The organism is Sphingobacterium athyrii, from assembly GCF_003071065.1.
GTDB lineage: Bacteria > Bacteroidota > Bacteroidia > Sphingobacteriales > Sphingobacteriaceae > Sphingobacterium > Sphingobacterium athyrii.
Genome location: NZ_QCXX01000010.1, coordinates 110,817 through 128,760, shown reverse-complemented (window position 1 = coordinate 128,760; position 17,944 = coordinate 110,817). Strand labels below are relative to the sequence as shown.

General features: G+C 43.7%; 11 protein-coding genes and 1 tRNA gene. 10 read left to right on the top strand and 2 right to left on the bottom strand.

What is annotated here, in order from left to right; all coding sequences use genetic code 11:
- Window positions 1-6 precede the first annotated feature (6 nt).
- The 7 genes from DCO56_RS26835 to DCO56_RS26805 are packed head-to-tail and all read left to right on the top strand — an operon-like array spanning window position 7 to window position 10,778.
- On the top strand, window positions 7-4,251 hold the full coding sequence (locus tag DCO56_RS26835; RefSeq protein ID WP_108636765.1) for a type I polyketide synthase: 4,245 nt from the start codon (window positions 7-9) through the stop codon (window positions 4,249-4,251).
- Window positions 4,239-4,538, top strand: a complete 300-nt coding sequence (locus DCO56_RS26830) for an acyl carrier protein (RefSeq protein WP_108636764.1) — start codon at window positions 4,239-4,241, stop codon at window positions 4,536-4,538. Before DCO56_RS26835 ends, DCO56_RS26830 begins: the two co-directional genes overlap by 13 nt.
- Entirely contained in the window at window positions 4,529-5,311 is a 783-nt protein-coding gene (locus DCO56_RS26825; protein WP_108636763.1) for an alpha/beta fold hydrolase, read from the top strand. The genes DCO56_RS26830 and DCO56_RS26825 overlap by 10 nt, the downstream gene beginning before the upstream one ends.
- A complete protein-coding gene (locus tag DCO56_RS29810; protein WP_108636762.1) occupies window positions 5,304-7,709 on the top strand; it encodes a glycosyltransferase in 2,406 nt (801 codons plus the stop codon). The genes DCO56_RS26825 and DCO56_RS29810 overlap by 8 nt, the downstream gene beginning before the upstream one ends.
- A gap of 3 nt (window positions 7,710-7,712) precedes the next feature.
- Window positions 7,713-8,984 (top strand): condensation domain-containing protein, encoded by a 1,272-nt coding sequence (locus tag DCO56_RS26815; protein ID WP_108636761.1) that lies wholly within the window; start codon window positions 7,713-7,715, stop codon window positions 8,982-8,984.
- On the top strand, window positions 8,981-10,234 hold the full coding sequence (locus tag DCO56_RS26810) for a condensation domain-containing protein (RefSeq protein ID WP_108636760.1): 1,254 nt from the start codon (window positions 8,981-8,983) through the stop codon (window positions 10,232-10,234). The genes DCO56_RS26815 and DCO56_RS26810 overlap by 4 nt, the downstream gene beginning before the upstream one ends.
- A 7-nt stretch (window positions 10,235-10,241) precedes the next feature.
- The gene (locus tag DCO56_RS26805) at window positions 10,242-10,778 is read left to right on the top strand and encodes a hypothetical protein (protein ID WP_108636759.1); all 537 of its coding nucleotides are present in this window, start codon (window positions 10,242-10,244) and stop codon (window positions 10,776-10,778) included.
- Window positions 10,779-10,996: 218 nt separating this feature from the next.
- Here the strand turns inward: DCO56_RS26805 and DCO56_RS26800 are convergent, their stop codons facing one another.
- Together DCO56_RS26800 and DCO56_RS26795 are read right to left on the bottom strand one after the other, a co-directional pair.
- A complete protein-coding gene (locus DCO56_RS26800) occupies window positions 10,997-13,561 on the bottom strand; it encodes a tetratricopeptide repeat protein (RefSeq protein WP_108636758.1) in 2,565 nt (854 codons plus the stop codon).
- A 441-nt stretch (window positions 13,562-14,002) separates the two neighbouring features.
- Window positions 14,003-14,076, bottom strand: a tRNA-Pro gene (locus tag DCO56_RS26795).
- 342 nt (window positions 14,077-14,418) lie between these two features.
- Between DCO56_RS26795 and rplS the strand changes: the two genes are divergently transcribed.
- The 3 genes from rplS to DCO56_RS26780 all read left to right on the top strand — a co-directional run bounded on the left by rplS (window position 14,419) and on the right by DCO56_RS26780 (window position 17,924).
- Window positions 14,419-14,766 carry a 50S ribosomal protein L19 gene (gene rplS, locus DCO56_RS26790; RefSeq protein ID WP_077437627.1) on the top strand — a complete coding sequence of 116 codons (348 nt, stop codon included), beginning with the start codon at window positions 14,419-14,421 and terminating at the stop codon, window positions 14,764-14,766.
- Between the two features lie 336 nt (window positions 14,767-15,102).
- On the top strand, window positions 15,103-16,188 hold the full coding sequence (locus DCO56_RS26785; protein ID WP_108636757.1) for a carbohydrate-binding family 9-like protein: 1,086 nt from the start codon (window positions 15,103-15,105) through the stop codon (window positions 16,186-16,188).
- A gap of 125 nt (window positions 16,189-16,313) precedes the next feature.
- On the top strand, window positions 16,314-17,924 hold the full coding sequence (locus DCO56_RS26780; RefSeq protein ID WP_108636756.1) for a CTP synthase: 1,611 nt from the start codon (window positions 16,314-16,316) through the stop codon (window positions 17,922-17,924).
- Window positions 17,925-17,944: the final 20 nt, after the last annotated feature.

Sequence of the window (17,944 nt, the reverse complement as noted above, 5' to 3'; positions counted from 1 at the left end):
TTGATTATGAAGAAAACAGATGTTGCCATCGTTGGTTTATCCTGTGTCTTTCCGGGAGCACAGGATGCCAATATGTTCTGGCAAAATATCGTCAATAAGGTTGATTCTACCGAATTTGCGCCGGCTGATCGGATTGACCCGATCCATTTTAGTGGAAGTCCGGGAACCGTGGACCGCTTTTATTGCAAACGTGGTGGTTTTATTTCGGACTATGTTTTCGATCCGACAGCATTTGGCATATTGCCCCTTGCTGTTGAGGGTACCGAACCCGACCACCTGCTCACGCTTGACCTGGTACAGAAAGCATTGGAAGATGCCGGCGTATTCCAAAAGCAAAAATCCCTGGAAAGGGCAGGAATTGTGATCGGAAAAGGAAATTATACTGGTCCTGGTGCTACGCGTGCCATAGAAATCGTACGCACGGGCGAACAGATCTCATCACTTTTACAGGAACTTTTACCGCAAGTTCCTACAGCTGATATCGAAAAGGTAAAGCAAGCATTCCAGGAACGCAAGGGGCGCTTTGCCGCTGATACGGCCATGGGCTTAATCCCCAACCTTGTTGCCTCCCTTGTTGCCAACCGCTTCAATCTAGGCGGCGTAGCCTTTACGGTAGACGCAGCTTGCGCCAGCGCACTAATCGCGGTGGACCATGCGGTGCAGGAATTGCAGCGTGGCCGTAGTGACCTAATGATTGCCGGTGGCGTACATACAGGGCAAAATGCTGCTTTTTGGAGTATCTTTACACAGTTGGGAGCCCTTTCCCACAACCAGCAGATCAAACCATTCAGCATGGATGCCGATGGCTTACTAATCGGTGAAGGCTGTGGTTTTGTTGTATTAAAGCGGCTTGAAGATGCTATACATGACCAAGATAAAATCTATGCTGTCGTCAAAGGGGTCGGCGTGAGCAGCGATGGTCATGGCACAAGTCTCATGAGTCCGTCCGTTAAAGGTCAGCTAAAGGCACTACAACAGGCTTGGAAAAATGCTGAACTGGACGAAAAACAGATCGGTTACCTGGAAGCACACGGTACGGGAACTCCACTTGGGGATAAAACAGAGCTGCAGACCTTAGCGCAATTTTTTGGTAAGGATGTGGCTGCGCCTGTTGCTGGAATCGGTTCGGTCAAATCCAATATCGGTCATGCCATGCCTGCGGCAGGAATCGCGGGGCTGATAAAAACCTGTTTGGCGCTTCATCACGATACATTACCACCGACGCTTTATTGCGAAAATCCGACCGCTGATATGCAGACAACGCGATTTGCACCCGTGCAGGAAGCAAAAAGCTGGTCAAAGACAGGTCTACCCAAAGTGGCAGCAGTCAATGCTTTTGGTTTTGGCGGTATCAATGCACATGTGGTATTAACGGGTTACGATATGCCGAAAAAAGATCCGGTATTGTTACTTGCCCGGCCAACACATGCGGAACTGCTTGCGGCCTTACAGCATAACGACACAGCAGTAGGTGAAGGCAATTATCGTCTCGCTCTATTTGACCCAACACCGGAACGGATTGAAAAAGCAATCAAAATTGTCGCTAAAGATAGGGACTGGCGCAACAAACAAGATATTTGGTATACCTCTATGCCATTATTACAAGAGGGAGGCAAGGTTGCCTTCGTCTTCCCGGGGTTAGATGGCTTAGCCAAGGGAGAGGTAGACTCGGTCAGCCGCTATTTTGGATTGACAGCGCCCATACAAACGGAAGGTGAAGGTTTATTGAACGATGCACTGGATATTTTCAATGCCTGTAGCATCCTTGATAATTCCCTCAAAAAACTGGGGATCTATCCTGATATGAACGCCGGACATAGTTTGGGCGAATGGCTCGCCGGCTACTCTTCGGAGCTGGCGGAAGCAAGTTCGGTCAAAGATCTTATTGATGTACTTAACCCGCAGACATTTGAACTCAAGGATTCCAAGTTTATTGCCATCGGAACAGGCCTTGCGGAAATCACCCCTCTGATCGCGGAGATCGCCAATATTTATGTTTCCAATGACAATTGCCCACATCAGGTCATACTCTGTGGCAGTAATGCGGCTTTGGATGAGCTTGTCCCCCTATTGAAGGCAAAGCAGATATTTCATCAGATCTTACCGTTCCAGTCGGGTTTTCACTCACCTTTTGTAGCAGACAAACTTGACCTGATCCTGGCAGGCATGGAAAAAGTGCAATTTCAGCAGACCAAGATCCCTCTGTGGTCAGCGACAACATTAATGCCTTACCCATCGGACCAACAGGCTATCCGTCAATTGAGTGCTGAACACCTTGTCGAGCCAGTCCGTTTTCGTGAGCTGACGGAAAAGCTATATGAAGAAGGTGTCCGTTTCTTCATCCAGGTGGGTACCGGTGGATTGATCGGTTTTATTGACGACACCTTAAAAGGAAAAGCATTTAGCACATTGGCCTCCAGTGTCACAACGCGTTCGGCGCTTGCCCAGTTACAACGTGTCGTCGCCGCGTTGTTTGTGGAAGGTAAAACGGTCGCGCTGGATTTTCTGGCGTTACAAAACCACACAAAAAAAGCAGCAAATAAAGGGATGACGTTGCAGCTTGGATCACCTATTGTCCGCGATTTTGAGGCGCTCAAAAATTTAGGAAAATCTTTGGGGACAGCCCAGGCTCAATTGAACGCAAATACCGTTGTAAAAGACAACCATCCTTTGGTACAGACATTTCGGGAGAATATCGCCGATATGATCAGGATGCAAGAGGAAGTATTAAATCTCTTCCAAAATAGGCCACAACCTGCTTTTGTCTCGGTTGTAGCGCCACCTGCTGTCTTAGAGAAACCTGTAAGTACCCATTTCTCAAATAAACTACAGATCAATCTGGAGAGCCATCCCTACCTGATCGACCATAGTCTACTAAGGCAGCCACAGGGATGGTCAGAGGTTGCCGATATGGAACCTGTGATTCCGATGACCATGATCTTTGAATTGCTAGCTGAAATGGCACAGGCGGAGCAATCCGGCTCAAAAATCCATAAAATCATGCAGGTAAGTGTGTTTCAATGGATGAACGTAGCCAAACCTTTTGAAAAAACAGTTAAGGGTGAATGGCGCACTCCACAACGCGCCTATCTGGATATTGAGAATTTTGCAAATGCGGAGGTAGGCTTATCAACTGCATATCCCCCACCGCCAAGCTTTGACCTTTCCATCGGCGAAACCTTACCTATTACACGTACTTCTGAAGAGATTTATGAGAAGCATATGTTTCACGGAACAGCTTATCAAGGGATTATGGAGGTAACTGCCATAGGTAAAAAAGGGATAACAGGTAAGATCAAAGGCAATGGCGGCAAAGGCTCTTTACTGGATAATGCGGGGCAACTGTTTGGTTTATGGCTGCAGCTCACGCTGACAAAAGATCGCATTGCATTTCCTGTTAAAATTAAGGAAATTGAATTTTTCGACGATATACATAACCAAGAAGGTCTATTCGAATGCACCTGTATGTTGACGGAGCTGAACGATGAGTTTGCTATCGCAAACATTACGCTCCAACGAAACGGAAAAGTATGGTGCGCAATCCGTGGCTGGCAAAATAGACGGCTGGAAATCGATGAGGCACTCTGGAATGTTTCCATGTCACCGTTGCACAACCGACTCTCAACGGAAATCGCACCAGCTGTTTTCTTCTTTCACCAGGCTTATACGCGTGTCGCTTCCTGGGACTTTATTCTGAAACGTTATTTCAACCAAACTGAAAAACAGCATTACCAACAGTTGCTGCCCAATCGCAGAAAAAGTTGGATGGTAAGTCGTGTTGCGGTAAAAGACGCGGTACGACAGCTTTTAAACCGTCAGAAAAATCATCCCTGTTATCCGATTACGTTTGAAATCCGCTCAGACGAAGTAGGCAAACCTTATCTTTTGGGCGATATGACAAACGATATTCATATCTCACTGGCTCATAAAGGTAAGGATGCTGTGGCTATAGCCCGGAAGGACAAACCGGTTGGCATTGACATGGAAGTCATCGAGGAACGGAGTGCCGGTTTTTACCCACTGGTTTTTACCGATGCGGAAATGGAATTGCTCCAAGGCAGAGAGCAGGCCGAATGGACAACCCGTTTTTGGGTAGCGAAGGAAGCTTATGGAAAATTCCTGGGCACCGGCTTAAAAGGTAACCCCAAAAGACACGAAGTAAAACGTATCGAGGGAGATCATCTCTGGATCAATCAAATAGAAATAAAAACGATCAAACACCAAAATTATATTATCGGATGGACACTGTAAACACGACACTAAAATTAAATCATGAAGAATTATTCGCTTTATTAAAAGGCTTTATCACAGAAGTTATCGGCGAAGAATTTGTTGAAGAGATGGATATCACGCCGGAAAGCTCCTTTACAAAAGATCTCGAAATGGACAGCATTGAAATTGTTTCTTTTTCCGAGAAAATCAAAGCACATTTTGGTGAGCAGATTGATTTTACCGGCTGGTTATCTTCGATGGACCTGGATCAACTGATCAATCTTGACCTCCGTATGATCATCAATTATATCTACGAATGCCAATAATTACGGTCAACAACAGGAAAGTTCACATACAAGAACTTAACAAAGGCGCTGAACATACCGTGGTACTGATCCACGGTATGTTCAGCAACCTCTCTATTTACTATTTTAATATTGCCCCAGTCCTGGCGCAGCATTTTCACGTCGTCATGTATGACCTCAAAAGTCATGGCATGAGCGACCGTGCATTGGAAGGCTATGATCTTGAAAATATGTCATCCGATCTAATTGCTTTGTTGGATACGCTACAGCTTAAAAACATCCATCTGTTAGGATATAGTTTTGGTGGACTTATTGCACTTAAGACGGCATTGCGGATGCCTAAGCGTGTGGAAAAGTTAGTCGTTATGGAAGCTCCGGATCCGCAGGATGAAAAAGCACGCAATATTATAGATGAATATAGCAAGGAGTTTTTGGAGCATTATATCGCAAATTTTACCGATACGACGAAAATGAAAATGGGTAAGCGACAATTTGAAAAAAACCATCGCCTCTACGAATTTTTATTCAATCAGACGAGTATCAAAGCCGATATGATCAAGGAGAAATATTTCCTCCATGAAATAGATGCAACGGCGTTGCCACCATCTACCCTGTTGCTGTATGGAGATGTTTCCAATTGCAAGCCAACGGGCGAATGGCTACAAACAAAAATCCCCGGTGCACAGCTAGAGCTTATTCCCGGAGACCATAATATTCCCATACAAGAACCTGTACGGATAGCTGAAACTATCGTTCATTTTTTATCTAACCCTTTATTACAAAACCATGGCTAAATTTGTGTTTGTTGTCCCCCCACTGACAGGTCATGTCAATCCGACGTTGAGCATTGGTGCTGAACTTTTGGAAAGAGGACATGAGGTGGCCTGGATCAGTCTTGACAAAAACTTAACCGATAAACTTCCGGCTGGAGGGAAGCTATTGCTTATTCAGTATGACCAGACCGATGAAGAAAAAAAAGAAAGTGAACAATATCTCGATATTATTTCAAAAAAGATTGTTTATGGTATTGATAGCATTAAATTTCTATACGAAGATGTGCTTATTCCTTTAAATAGACATTGTTATAAAGGTATTCTTGACTTATTAGAAACATGTGCACCCGATCTCGTCATTGGTGACCATCAGTTATTCGCCGCTGCTGTTGCGGCAAAAAAACTGGGATTTCGCTATGCGACTACTGTAACGGCTCCCGCAGCCATTAAAATTGTTAGTGAACTCCCAAAAGTGCACGAATGGGAAGAAAAGCAGATCGTCGCTTTACAACAGGAGCTCGGGGTAACTGGAAATAAATCTTTGGATTGCTCGGATCTGCTTACACTTGTCTTAACATCCCGTTATTTCTTTGGAGAGATGGAGCTCGCCCCAAACTATCATTTTACGGGACCTGTCCTGTCCGAACGTCGGATATCCGTGGGATTTGACTGGGATAAACTGCATACCAGTAATCGAAAAAAAATCCTGGTCAGTATCGGTACCACTTTTGATCATGATCATAAGAAAGCATTTTTCCAAAAAGTAATCGATGCGTTTGCCGGCGAGGACTTGACTGTCGTCGTTGTTTCAGATCCGCAGCTATTTGAATCCTGGCCCCAGAATTTCATGGTTTATCAACACATCCCACAACTGGATTTGTTACCGCATCTGGATGCAGTCGTATGCCATGGCGGCCATAATACCGTTTCCGAAACTCTTTCACAGGGTCTGCCATTTGTGGTCATCCCGATCGCTTACGACCAGTCGCATGTAGCTGGCCGCGTAGTTCGTACTGGTGCCGGTGAACGACTGAATTTCAATCGTTTTAAGGCGCATCACTTAAAAGAGTGTGTTCATACCATTCTAAACAATCCATCCTACCGCGAAGCTGCACATACTGTACGGCAGTCCTTTATCGAAGCCGGAGGCACAAAATCTGCAGCAGACTTATTGGAAAAGGCAGCTGTCTCTGTTACCCCAAGGGCGGAAATGCCTGCGAAGTTCCTCATCGTTGTACCACCATTTTTCGGACATATCAGTCCAACGTTAAGCGTTGGTGCGAGCCTGCTTGCCCGTGGGCATGAAGTCCGATGGTTTGGCATAACGCCATTAGCTGATCATCATATTCCTACAGGTGGAAGTTATATCTATCCGGAAGAAGATCTGGTACCTTTTCAGGAGGAACTCCAACAGCTATTGAAACGTCAGGACGATGGTCCTTCCTGTTCAGGCCCCGAAGTCATGAAACTGGCACTGGAAGAAACCTATGTGCCGATCGCAAAAATGATGATGCCGGGATTGGAACGTCTTCTCGGCCAATGGCAGCCCGATGTGATCGTAAACGACTGCATTACCTTTGGAGGCGCGCTATTCGCACATAAACATCAGATCCCTTGTGTGACAACAACCCCTGTTCCTCCGGACGTCATGGGTGACACGGAAAAGAATGCACCTAAGATATTTGAATGGCAGCAAAACCTGATCAAAGATCTTCAGAAGGCCGTAGGAATTTATGACGATGGCATCTTTATACACTCTCATCAGCTCAACCTGATATTTACGTCACAAGCTTTCGCCGGCTTTGAAACGGTACCGCCACACATGAAATTTGTCGGACCGGTCAAAGGTCGTCCAAATAACACTCCTTTTGACTGGGAACGTTTGGCAGCAAGCAGTACTCCGAAGATATTTGTATCCTTAGGTACACTACTCGTGGATATTCGAAAAGCATTTTTTGGTAAACTGATCGAGGCTTTCGCAAATGAGCCGGTGACAATTATTGCGGCTACTCCACCGGAAATATTCGACGAATGGCCTTCCAATTTTATCGTGAGCGGCTTCGTTCCCCAATCCGCTCTGATGCCGCAGATGGACATGGTTATCTGCCACGGAGGCTTCAATACGGTCAACGATACCTTTACAAACGGTCTGCCCATGCTGATCACGCCGATTGCGTATGATCATTTTCATACGGCCAAACTCATTGAGCAGGCCGGATGCGGATTGAGTATCCGGTACAAACGCATGCGCATTGACACCCTACGCGACACTGTATTTGAGTTATTGAATAACCCCAAATACAGAAATGCCGCTAAGGAGGTACAAAAAACTTTTCAAACAGCTGGTGGCAACGATCAGGCTGTAGCGCTATTGGAAGGCTTTGTAAAACAAGAATGTTCGACGTTGGCACAGGTATAGGCTATGAAAAGAAAACTACTATTTGGTGAACGTATGCTGCTGGGGGATGGAACCGAACCCTTCAATGCCGTTATTCCTTTTCGGCTACGTGGTGTTTTCAACGAAGAGGACATTCGATATGCCCTAAGCCGCCTTCAGGAAAAGCATCCCTGGCTACGGGCACTCATCCAACATGATGACAGGAATATACCTTGGTTTCAAGTTCCGGAACGAACCATATCGATTCCGGTACGGTTCGTAAACCGACAAAGCGATGATGACTGGCAGGAAGAGTCCAAAAGGGAATGGCATTCGACCTTCGATTATCAGTCCAAACCGCTAATCCGATTTGTCTGGATAAGGGGTGAAGATGTTTCGGATATGCTATTTGTTTTCCATCATTGTCTGTGCGATGGCGGCTCGGCCATGGCACTATTACATGAATTTTTAAAGGTGTTGGACAACCCTACTGCGGAGATCGGGCTGGAAAATCCTATCCGTGGTATTGAAGATGTCGTACCGGAACATATCTTACAGAGTGGTAAGAAGCGATTTAAGGCAAAAACAATCGGTCGATTAGCAGCTTTAGCGATTAAATGTATTCCGGTCGGCAGAAAAGCGATCGATCGACAGACGGACTATTTAATTCATTGGAAGCTGGACGAAAGCACCAGCAGGCAACTTATTTCTTATTGCAAGTCATTGGATATCACTGTTAACACATTTCTGGGGGCTACGGTCTTGGAAGCATTCCATAGCGTACGTGGTTCGTCAGCGTTCAATAAAATTTCCTGTCCCGTAGATATCCGACGTTTTGCGCCACAGATAAAAGATGACCATATTTTTGCGTTCGGATTGATGATTGTCATGTCTTCGAACCAGAAGATGAGCTTTTTGGATAACCTCCGGTTGATGCAGGATGAAGTGGAACGCAAAACAGCGAAACTCAATCCTTATATCACCATGATGGTGATGGAATCGGCCCATGATGCGCTGAAGAACTTTACCAAACTCTTAAAACGGGGTAAATCATCCAATGACTGTATGTTTTCTAATTTGGGCCGTATACAGATACCCGATCAATATCGCACATTCAACCTGGAAACAATCTTCAGTCCTTCGGTCATTGGTCCTTTGGGCAATACAACGACAATGGTCACCTCTACCTTTCGTGGACAAATGGATTTTTCCTTTATGGGAAGCGAAGGTTACCTCCCCTATAGTGAAGCATTGGCCATCCGGGATGTGATCATAGACCGGATCAGACAACAATTAGATTATCAGGTGGCATCATGATCGAAAGAAAACTAATGATGGTGGAACGGATCATGTATGTTGATACCGAAACGCCCTTAAACTGTGTATTTGCAGCTAAAATCAATGGGGAGATCGCTGAAGGACATCTTCGGAGCGCGCTGGCAAAAATTCAACGGAAACACCCTTTGCTCCGATCAGTCATCCAGATGGCAGATGCACAACAGCCCCATTTTGTTGTACAGGAAGACATGGAATCCATTCCACTCGTTATAGTCAGCCGTCAAACGGATATGGACTGGCTCGCCGAATCGGAACGGGAATGGTATCGCCCATTTAAAGCTGACAGTAAACCACTAGCCCAATTGGTATGGATCAAAGGGGATTCCAATTCGGAGTTGCTTTGGGTATTACCACATTGTGTCTGCGATGGAACCAGTATTGTAACGTTGATGCGGGAGCTACTTTACCTATTGGATAACCCCGATAAGGAACTCGAACCCTACCAGCTCTTTGAATCGGTTAATGACTTTCTACCACAGAGCTTCGAGCTCCGAAAAAAATCACGCAAAGCCAAGTTCTATTTACTGCTGGCGAGATTCTTCTTTTTCCTGCAACGAAAGAGCAGAAAAAGAAACCAGGGGAAAAACTATGCGATGCACTGGAAACTGGATGCGGAAACAACGGCGGCCATAACCCAAGGTTGCAAGGCGCAAGGCATTACTGTCCATGCACTCTTATGTACGGCATTTATGCAAGCTTTTCGGGAGGTGCAAGGTAAGGCTGCAAAAAATAAAGTGATCAGCCCGGTTGACATCCGCCACTTTATCCCGGAAATTAAACAAGATCATATGTTCGCCTTTGCTCCGACAGTGGAACTTTCTCTAAAAAAGGGAAACGATAATATCATGTATAACGCGAAAGACATAAAAAGGGCACTCACACAAAAAATAGAAAAGATGGAAGCCCGGGAGCTGCTCTGGATGGGCGAACAGATGCACCCGCTGGTGGAACGCATGATTTCCATATTAAAATCAAGTCCGGGAGGACATGACCTCACGCTATCCAATATGGGTAAGCTCCAAATTCCAAACGAGTACAACAACTTCACCTTGGAAACCATATACAGTCCAACAGTGGCTTTCCCCTGGTTGAATTCAAATACCTTGGTTACAACGACCTTTAATCAACAAATGGATTTTACGTTTATGTCCAATGAAGATTTTTTACCAAAAGAAGAAGCGATTAAAATAAAAGATACGGCTATTGCATTCATGACCTTGCCCCTATAGAATACACATGACGAAGTTTACGGAATCAAAGAAAATAAAAAAAACAACGCTCAGGCGATTTTTAAGAAAGCGCGCAATTTATTATATCCTCCCCAATGTTTTCTTCAATTTCCTGGTTGCTTACGCCAGCTTCCAGGAGCTGGGATATACGCACTTTTTCGCTGGTCCGCAAAGTTTGGCTCGACTGACGCTACCGATGGCCATATTTTTACCTGTTGTCCTTACAATGGATATTATCAAACGGGTGATCGCAGCCATAGAACAGGAGTCAATCGCTTTAACAGTAGACAGTGAACTGAACAGGAATAAATTTATTACGAAGCTGTGTATTATCCATGGCTTCGCAACGGGTTTATTTGTATTCCTATGTCTCTTGCTGGCACAATATAATCTGTCTACACACTATAGGTTAAATGCAACCGCAATGGCTATTTTAGATGGGCTTCTGGCTGGTGTACTATCAATTTTATTTACATATCTACCGATACAGAAATTAAGAAAGCATTTATCGGAGTCATCATTAACAGTACAGCAAATAGAATAAAATTAGCTTACGATTGTATTTATCATTTAAGAATCGTCTGTAACTATTGGTTTTGTAAGATAATATACATATAGTTTCAGGCCTCCTTATAAATGGATCTTTATTTTCTCAGAAATGCAACTACCGTATGTATTGATTTTTGGTTTTGTTGACTGTTAGGATTAAACAAAAAAGCGCTAACTTTCGTTAACGCTTTTTCAATCATAAAAAAATTGCTGTTACTTTTTGTTTAATTTCTGTAAACGTTCTTTTGCTGAGGGGACAATATCATCATCTTTTTCATAATTTTCAATCACACTTTTCAACGTACTCTTGGCCTGGGAAGAATTGCCTTTACGCGCATAGGTATCTGCAAGCAATACGAAGCTCTTTGCCACCCAATATTCATATGCCTCCCTATTATTGATCACATCAAAGGCTGTCTCTTGGGCTTTGTCGTACTCCTTGTTATCATACTGCAATTGTGCCACACGGTACCGTGCCTCTGCGCCTACCTCCGTTTGGCTCTTCAGAGCGGCCAGATTGAGCTCTTTCATGGCAGACACTATATCCTTGTCCTTCAGAAAAGCCCTGCCACTGTATAAGTGTGCCTTGGCAATTTCCTCCTCTGTTGCACCATCGTAAGCCTTTATAAACTGTACATATTTGGCCATCTGTTCCATATCACCGAGTTCGAAATAACAGATCATCAGGTTAGTTACCGCATAGCCATAGTGTTTTTTATATTCGGAATTTAGCTCCAATTTTTTTAGGTGGACAATGGCCTCGTTGTATTCCTTTAAGTCCAGATATAAAGCAGCCACTGTCAGCAAAGTATTCTCCGTATACTTACTTGTCCAGTCGTTCAGGATGATATTCAGATCGTGCAGCGCTTCCTGCGGATGCCCGGTCTTATACGAACTCACCCCGCGGATGTAGCGAGCATATTTTTCTTGTTTGGGTTTCGGGAATTTATCAAAATAAGCATTGATCGCCTCCACAGAGGCTCCATATTCTCCCCGGGCAAAGAGGGAATGGGCTGCCTGGAAAGCCTGATCATCCTGCTCCGCAGGACTCAAATTACCCACATTGCTACCGATCGCATACCGGATGTAGCTCGTCGCATCGCCCTGATCGAGGTAGATGTTTTCAATGAAACGCATCGCCTGCTCTGCCTCGGCGGTTCGCGCATATTTTTCCACCACCTGTTGGAAGGTGGCCTTCGCTGGTTCGGGTTCATCGTTATTATACTGTACAAGCCCAATGGTCATCAGCGCACGTGGGACATAGCTGCTGCGCGGGTACTTTTCGATCATTGCTTGCAGCCCTGTGAGCGCGTTCTCATAATCGCCCATAGTGAAATAGGTGTAAGGGATCTCAAAGGCCGCGTCATCGGCATAGTTCGAAGCCGGAAATTGTTTTAGAACGGACCGCAGGGTACTGAGCTTCGTTTCATTATCGCCCTGCAATCCAAAGAGTACACCGCGTTGGAACAACGCATAGTCCTGATTGGGCGCTTTCCCGTTGATCAGCTTGTCATAGTAGCTGTTGGCCCGGCCGTAATCACGTAGGCACAGATACGAGTCGCCCAGACGTGCGATCACGTCATACCGTATATTTTCATCTACGGTACTTGCCCCGGCCTTCAGAAAGCGCTCAAAATAATCGGCTGCCAGCGCGAAACGGTTATTTCGGTAGGCCGCATAGGCTAGCCCATAATTGGCGTAATTATAGACCTCGTTGTTTTTTGCCGCAGGCAAGCTCAGGAACCGGGAGAAATTTTCTACCGCCTCCCCAAATTTGCGCACTTCATACATTGCCTCCGCTTTCCAGTAGGTCGCCAGAGCCGCCATTTCCGCATTGATCGGAAATTTTTCCGAACGCATAAACATAGATATACTATTTTCGAAAGCACGCTCGTTATAGAACTCCAGTCCACGGTAGTAGGTTACCTTTTGATAGATCGCATCGACTTCCTTGCCGCGTTCCTTCAGCGATTCCAACATGCTGACCCCTGCATGAAAGTTGGTCGTCCCTCGCAGAATCTCAGCTGATAGTATTTCCGGACTTTCCTGTCTTTTGGCACCCGGATCTGCAGGCTTCACTTCCTGGGCGATATATTTCTCAAGAACTTGCTGGGCAGCCTGGGTGGAATCCATGGCAAACAGCACTTTGGCGTAGTTAAAGAGCGCATCGGCTTTCACTTGCCGGTCGAGATCCAGTTTCATCGCTTTGACAAAGGCATTTCGTGCCCCTTGCTTGTCGCCCGCTTCCAGAGCAATATGGCCCAAAGTCATGATCGCGCCCTGATAAAAGGCATCCGAAGGTTTCATCGATTCCAACATACCGCTCGCTCTTTTGTATTCGCCCGCCCCGTAAGCCAGATAGCTGATGCGGTAATTGTCGATATTGCTTTGCGAAGCGTCCGGATGACGTTTCATCAACTCATGGTAGTATGCCTGTTTATATTTTTGTTGTGCCAAATAGATGCTGGTAGCGATCTGACGCAGCTCCGTTTCGATCGCATCGCGGTTGATAAGTTGCATATTTGGACTCCTGCGCACCTTGACGGCATCGGCCAGCATCGGCCGGTAATCGCGTACGACATCAATGGAATCCATGGTCTGGACTTGCTCCGCAGTTCGTTGCTCGGGTAGCTGTTGCTTTTCTTTTTGTTGCGGCTGTTGCTTCTCTTTCTGCTGTTTCACCACTTCCTGCGCATGTCCTGTAACTAACATAGCCGAAAGTACTCCAGTAAGCAGGCATTTCAGGTAGGTGTCGCCGATTTTTTCTTTCAATATCATTGTTCGTCCGTATTTCTGAGTTTTTCCAAACGTTTCTTTGCCGAGGAGGCAATAGTGTAATCTTCCTTAGCTAGCAGAGCCAAAACTAAAGAATTCCATCCACATTGGGTAAATCGTCACGAAAAAATTGGATCCTAAAAGGCTATTTATAGGTCATATCCATCTTGTTTCCGCGATCCCCTATTCTTTTGCTTGCTATCGGCAACTGAATTGATACAATAATGGAGCCAAGAAGAAAAATAGACGGAAACGATAAAACAATAAAAGCTCTAACTTTCGTTAGCGCTTTTTAGTCGGGGTGGCAGGATTGGCTCAGCCACACATGGCCCAGACACCACCCTGAGCCTCCTTCGGATCGAACCCCATAGCAACTTAACCGGCCGTAGGTTCTCGTCCTGCCTAGAAACAATAAAAGCTCTAACTTTCGTTAGAGCTCTTTAGTCGGGGTGGCAGGATTCGAACCTACGACCTCCACATCCCAAATGTGGCGCGATACCGGGCTACGCTACACCCCGAAAAGGTATCACCTTTGTTTTGTGTGGCACAAATATCGAATCAATTTTTGAATTTGTCAATACCTCAATGCATTTTTTATACTAAATTACTGATTGATTGACCAATATTTTTATCAGCAGCATCTATAAGGACCATTTTAAAGCGCAAAAACACGGTCAAATAACCATATAAAGGAATATTCAAAATAACTTTAGATTATCCATTTCATTTTCATATCTTTGCGTCCGATTTGAATAACAGTCGATAGTTTTTTCAAAAAGTATTTTCATATTCAAAAAATAAGTCGTAATATTGCATTCCGATTTTTACAGGATATAAATCGTTAATAATTACTCGAAATCATGGATTTAGTAAAATTTGTAGAAGAACAAGCGGTAGTAAGAAATGAAATTCCCGCTTTCAAAGCCGGAGATACCATCAGCGTTCATTATAAAATTCGCGAAGGAAATAAAGAGCGTGTTCAGGTGTACCAAGGTGTAGTAATCCAATTAAACAGCGAAGGTGCTAACGCTACTTTTACCGTTCGTAAAATCTCAAACGGTGTAGGTGTTGAACGTATTTTCCCTGTAAACTCACCAAACATTGAAAAAATTGTAGTAAACAGCTATGGTAAAGTTCGTCGCGCTAAATTATTCTATTTACGTGGCCTTACCGGTAAAGCTGCTCGTATTAAATCAAAAAGAATCTAATTACGACTACCACGGCATAAAAAAAGGCTTTGAATTTTATCAAAGCCTTTTTTTATTTCCTACCAAATCAACCATCTTCCTACCCGGGACAAATCCACCCCGCTCACCCTACCACTTAGATCAACACGAAACCCCATGTAATAAAATTAAGACAATCGAATCTGATTTCTTAAAAAGAATCACCCCTCTTTGCTTAGCTAAAACATTTTACTTACTTTTAGCACTGCCAATCTTCCATACATAGAAATCAATGGAAATTTTAGGATTTTATAAAAACAGCCCCATTAAGCGCGCTTACATAAATTTCTTGGTAACTAATAGACATACAATATCTTGATGAAAACTGTTTTTTTTATATTAGCTCTTACCCTACAGACGACAACCATTTTTGCACAGCGAAATGTAGGTGATTTTCTCCGATTACAGTCTAAGCCAGAGATTTACTTTGTCCAAAAAGCTCAAACCGCGATCGAAATTGATGGTAAAGATGACGAAATATCTTGGGCAAAGGCAGCATGGACAAATACATTCAAAGACATAGAAGGAAACAGTAAACCAAAACCTGCGCTAGAAACTCGTGTCAAAATGCTCTGGGATAACGAAAATCTCTATCTGTTTGCTAAGTTGGAAGAACCTCATATCAATGGTTACCTCAGACAGAAAGACACCATCATCTATCATGACAATGACTTTGAGGTATTTCTGAAACCTAATCTGCAATCTCCTGAATATATTGAAATTGAAGTTAATGCTCTGAATACGATCATGGATCTCCTCATGACCAAACCTTATCGTTTTGGTGGGAAAGCTAACTTAAACTGGGACACCAAAGATATCCAAAGTGCTGTTTATAAAGATGGAACAATAAATAATCCAACCGATAAAGATAATTTTTGGACCGTCGAAATGAAGATCCCGGTCAAAAGTCTAAAATACTTTGGTGAAGGAAATCAAATCAAGGCAAATGAAGTGTGGAAGATAAATTTCTCCCGCGTACAATGGCACTATGATGTCAATGGAAAAGGTTATATCAAAAGAAAGGATAATACTGGCAAGACACTTGCGGAAGAAAACTGGGTATGGTCGCCCATTGGTCTGATTAACATGCATTATCCCGAACGATGGGGACATATCAAATTTGTGGATCAAGACGAACAACAATTCGTAGATGAACAATTTTTGGCATTGGAAAAAACTGTCTGGAATATTTTTTACATGCAACAAATTTACTGGAATGCAAATAAGCGCTATGCAACGTCTCTTGATGAATTGAGCAAATTTTACCCTGAAATCATTAATATCAATAAGCATTATCAACTTGTCTTTTCCAATGCCAATAAGTTCTATCGCATTGAGATTAAGTCGAAATCGCAACCCGATTTAAAGGCTACAATCGATAACCAGGGCAACATCTATTTTTAATTTATTTATTCAGTGAATCTTTCAATTATAATATTGAATAAAAAATTGCTATCTTTGTATCCCGTACATAAAGCAACTATTATTGGTCATTTTGACCACATAAAATTGAAAATCCTTTAATTGTTATGACTAAATATATTTTTGTTACGGGCGGCGTTACTTCGTCGTTAGGGAAAGGTATTATTGCAGCCTCCCTTGCTAAACTTCTCCAGGCACGTGGCTACAAAGTGACTATTCAAAAATTCGATCCTTACATTAACATTGACCCAGGAACATTGAATCCTTATGAGCATGGTGAATGTTATGTTACTGAAGATGGAGCCGAAACTGACCTTGACCTTGGCCACTATGAGCGTTTCTTAAACGTCCCTACCTCACAAGCGAATAATGTAACAACAGGTCGTATCTACCAACACGTCATCCAACAAGAGCGTGAAGGGGCATATTTAGGAAAAACCGTTCAAGTCATCCCACATATCACTGATGAGATCAAACGCCGCATGCAGCTTTTGGGTGAATCCGGTGAATATGATATCATTATTACTGAACTCGGTGGAACTGTAGGGGATATCGAATCCCTTCCATTTGTTGAAGCTGTAAGACAGCTACGCTGGGAACTGGGGGCGAATAATTCTTTAGTTATTCATCTAACTTTGGTCCCATATTTAGCTGCAGCCGGTGAACTTAAAACCAAACCAACACAGCACTCCGTCAAAACATTATTGGAATATGGGGTACAACCAGATATCCTGGTATGCCGTACAGAGCACAAATTATCTCAGGAAATCCGCAAAAAATTAGCACAGTTCTGTAATGTTAACATCAATGCTGTCGTGGAATCTATCGATGCTTCGACCATCTATGACGTTCCTTTATTAATGTTAAAAGAAAATCTGGATAAAACGGCCCTAACAAAGCTAAAACTTTCCAATAAAAACGAGCCGGATCTGGAAAACTGGAAAAACTTCCTAGGTAAGCTCAAAAATCCAACAAGTGAAGTTTGCATTGCTTTAGTGGGAAAATATGTTGAACTTCCAGACGCTTATAAATCCATTACTGAAGGATTTATCCATGCCGGTGCAACAAATGAATGTAAAGTAAAGGTGAGTTATATCGCTGCCGAAAGTGTTACAAAAGAAAACGTCGCTGAAAAGCTAAAAGGTATGGACGGTGTATTGGTCGCTCCAGGCTTTGGCGAACGTGGTCTGGACGGCAAATTAAACGCGATCAAATATGTACGTGAAAATAACATTCCATTCTTTGGTATTTGTCTGGGTATGCAATGTTCGGTCATTGAGTTTGGCAGAAATGTATTGGGATTAAAAGATGCCAATAGTTTTGAAATGGATGCGAACACCAGCAATCCTGTCATCAATCTGATGGAAGAGCAAAAAAACATCACCAATATGGGTGGCACAATGCGTTTAGGTGCTTACGACTGTGAAATTAAAAAAGGCACCAAAGCCTTTGCCATTTATGGAAAAACAAAAATTTCCGAAAGACACCGTCACCGTTATGAATTTAACAATGACTATTTAAAACAATATGAGGCAGCAGGAATGATCGCTTCGGGCTTCAACCCGGAGACTGGATTAGTTGAAATTGTCGAATTGAAAAACCATCCTTTTTTCGTTGCCGGACAATTTCATCCAGAATTAAAGTCAACTGTTGCAAATCCTCACCCACTTTTTGTTAGCTTTGTAGCCGCTGCTTTGGCCAACAAGAAATCAAAGTAGTATTAGAAGGATAAAATTAA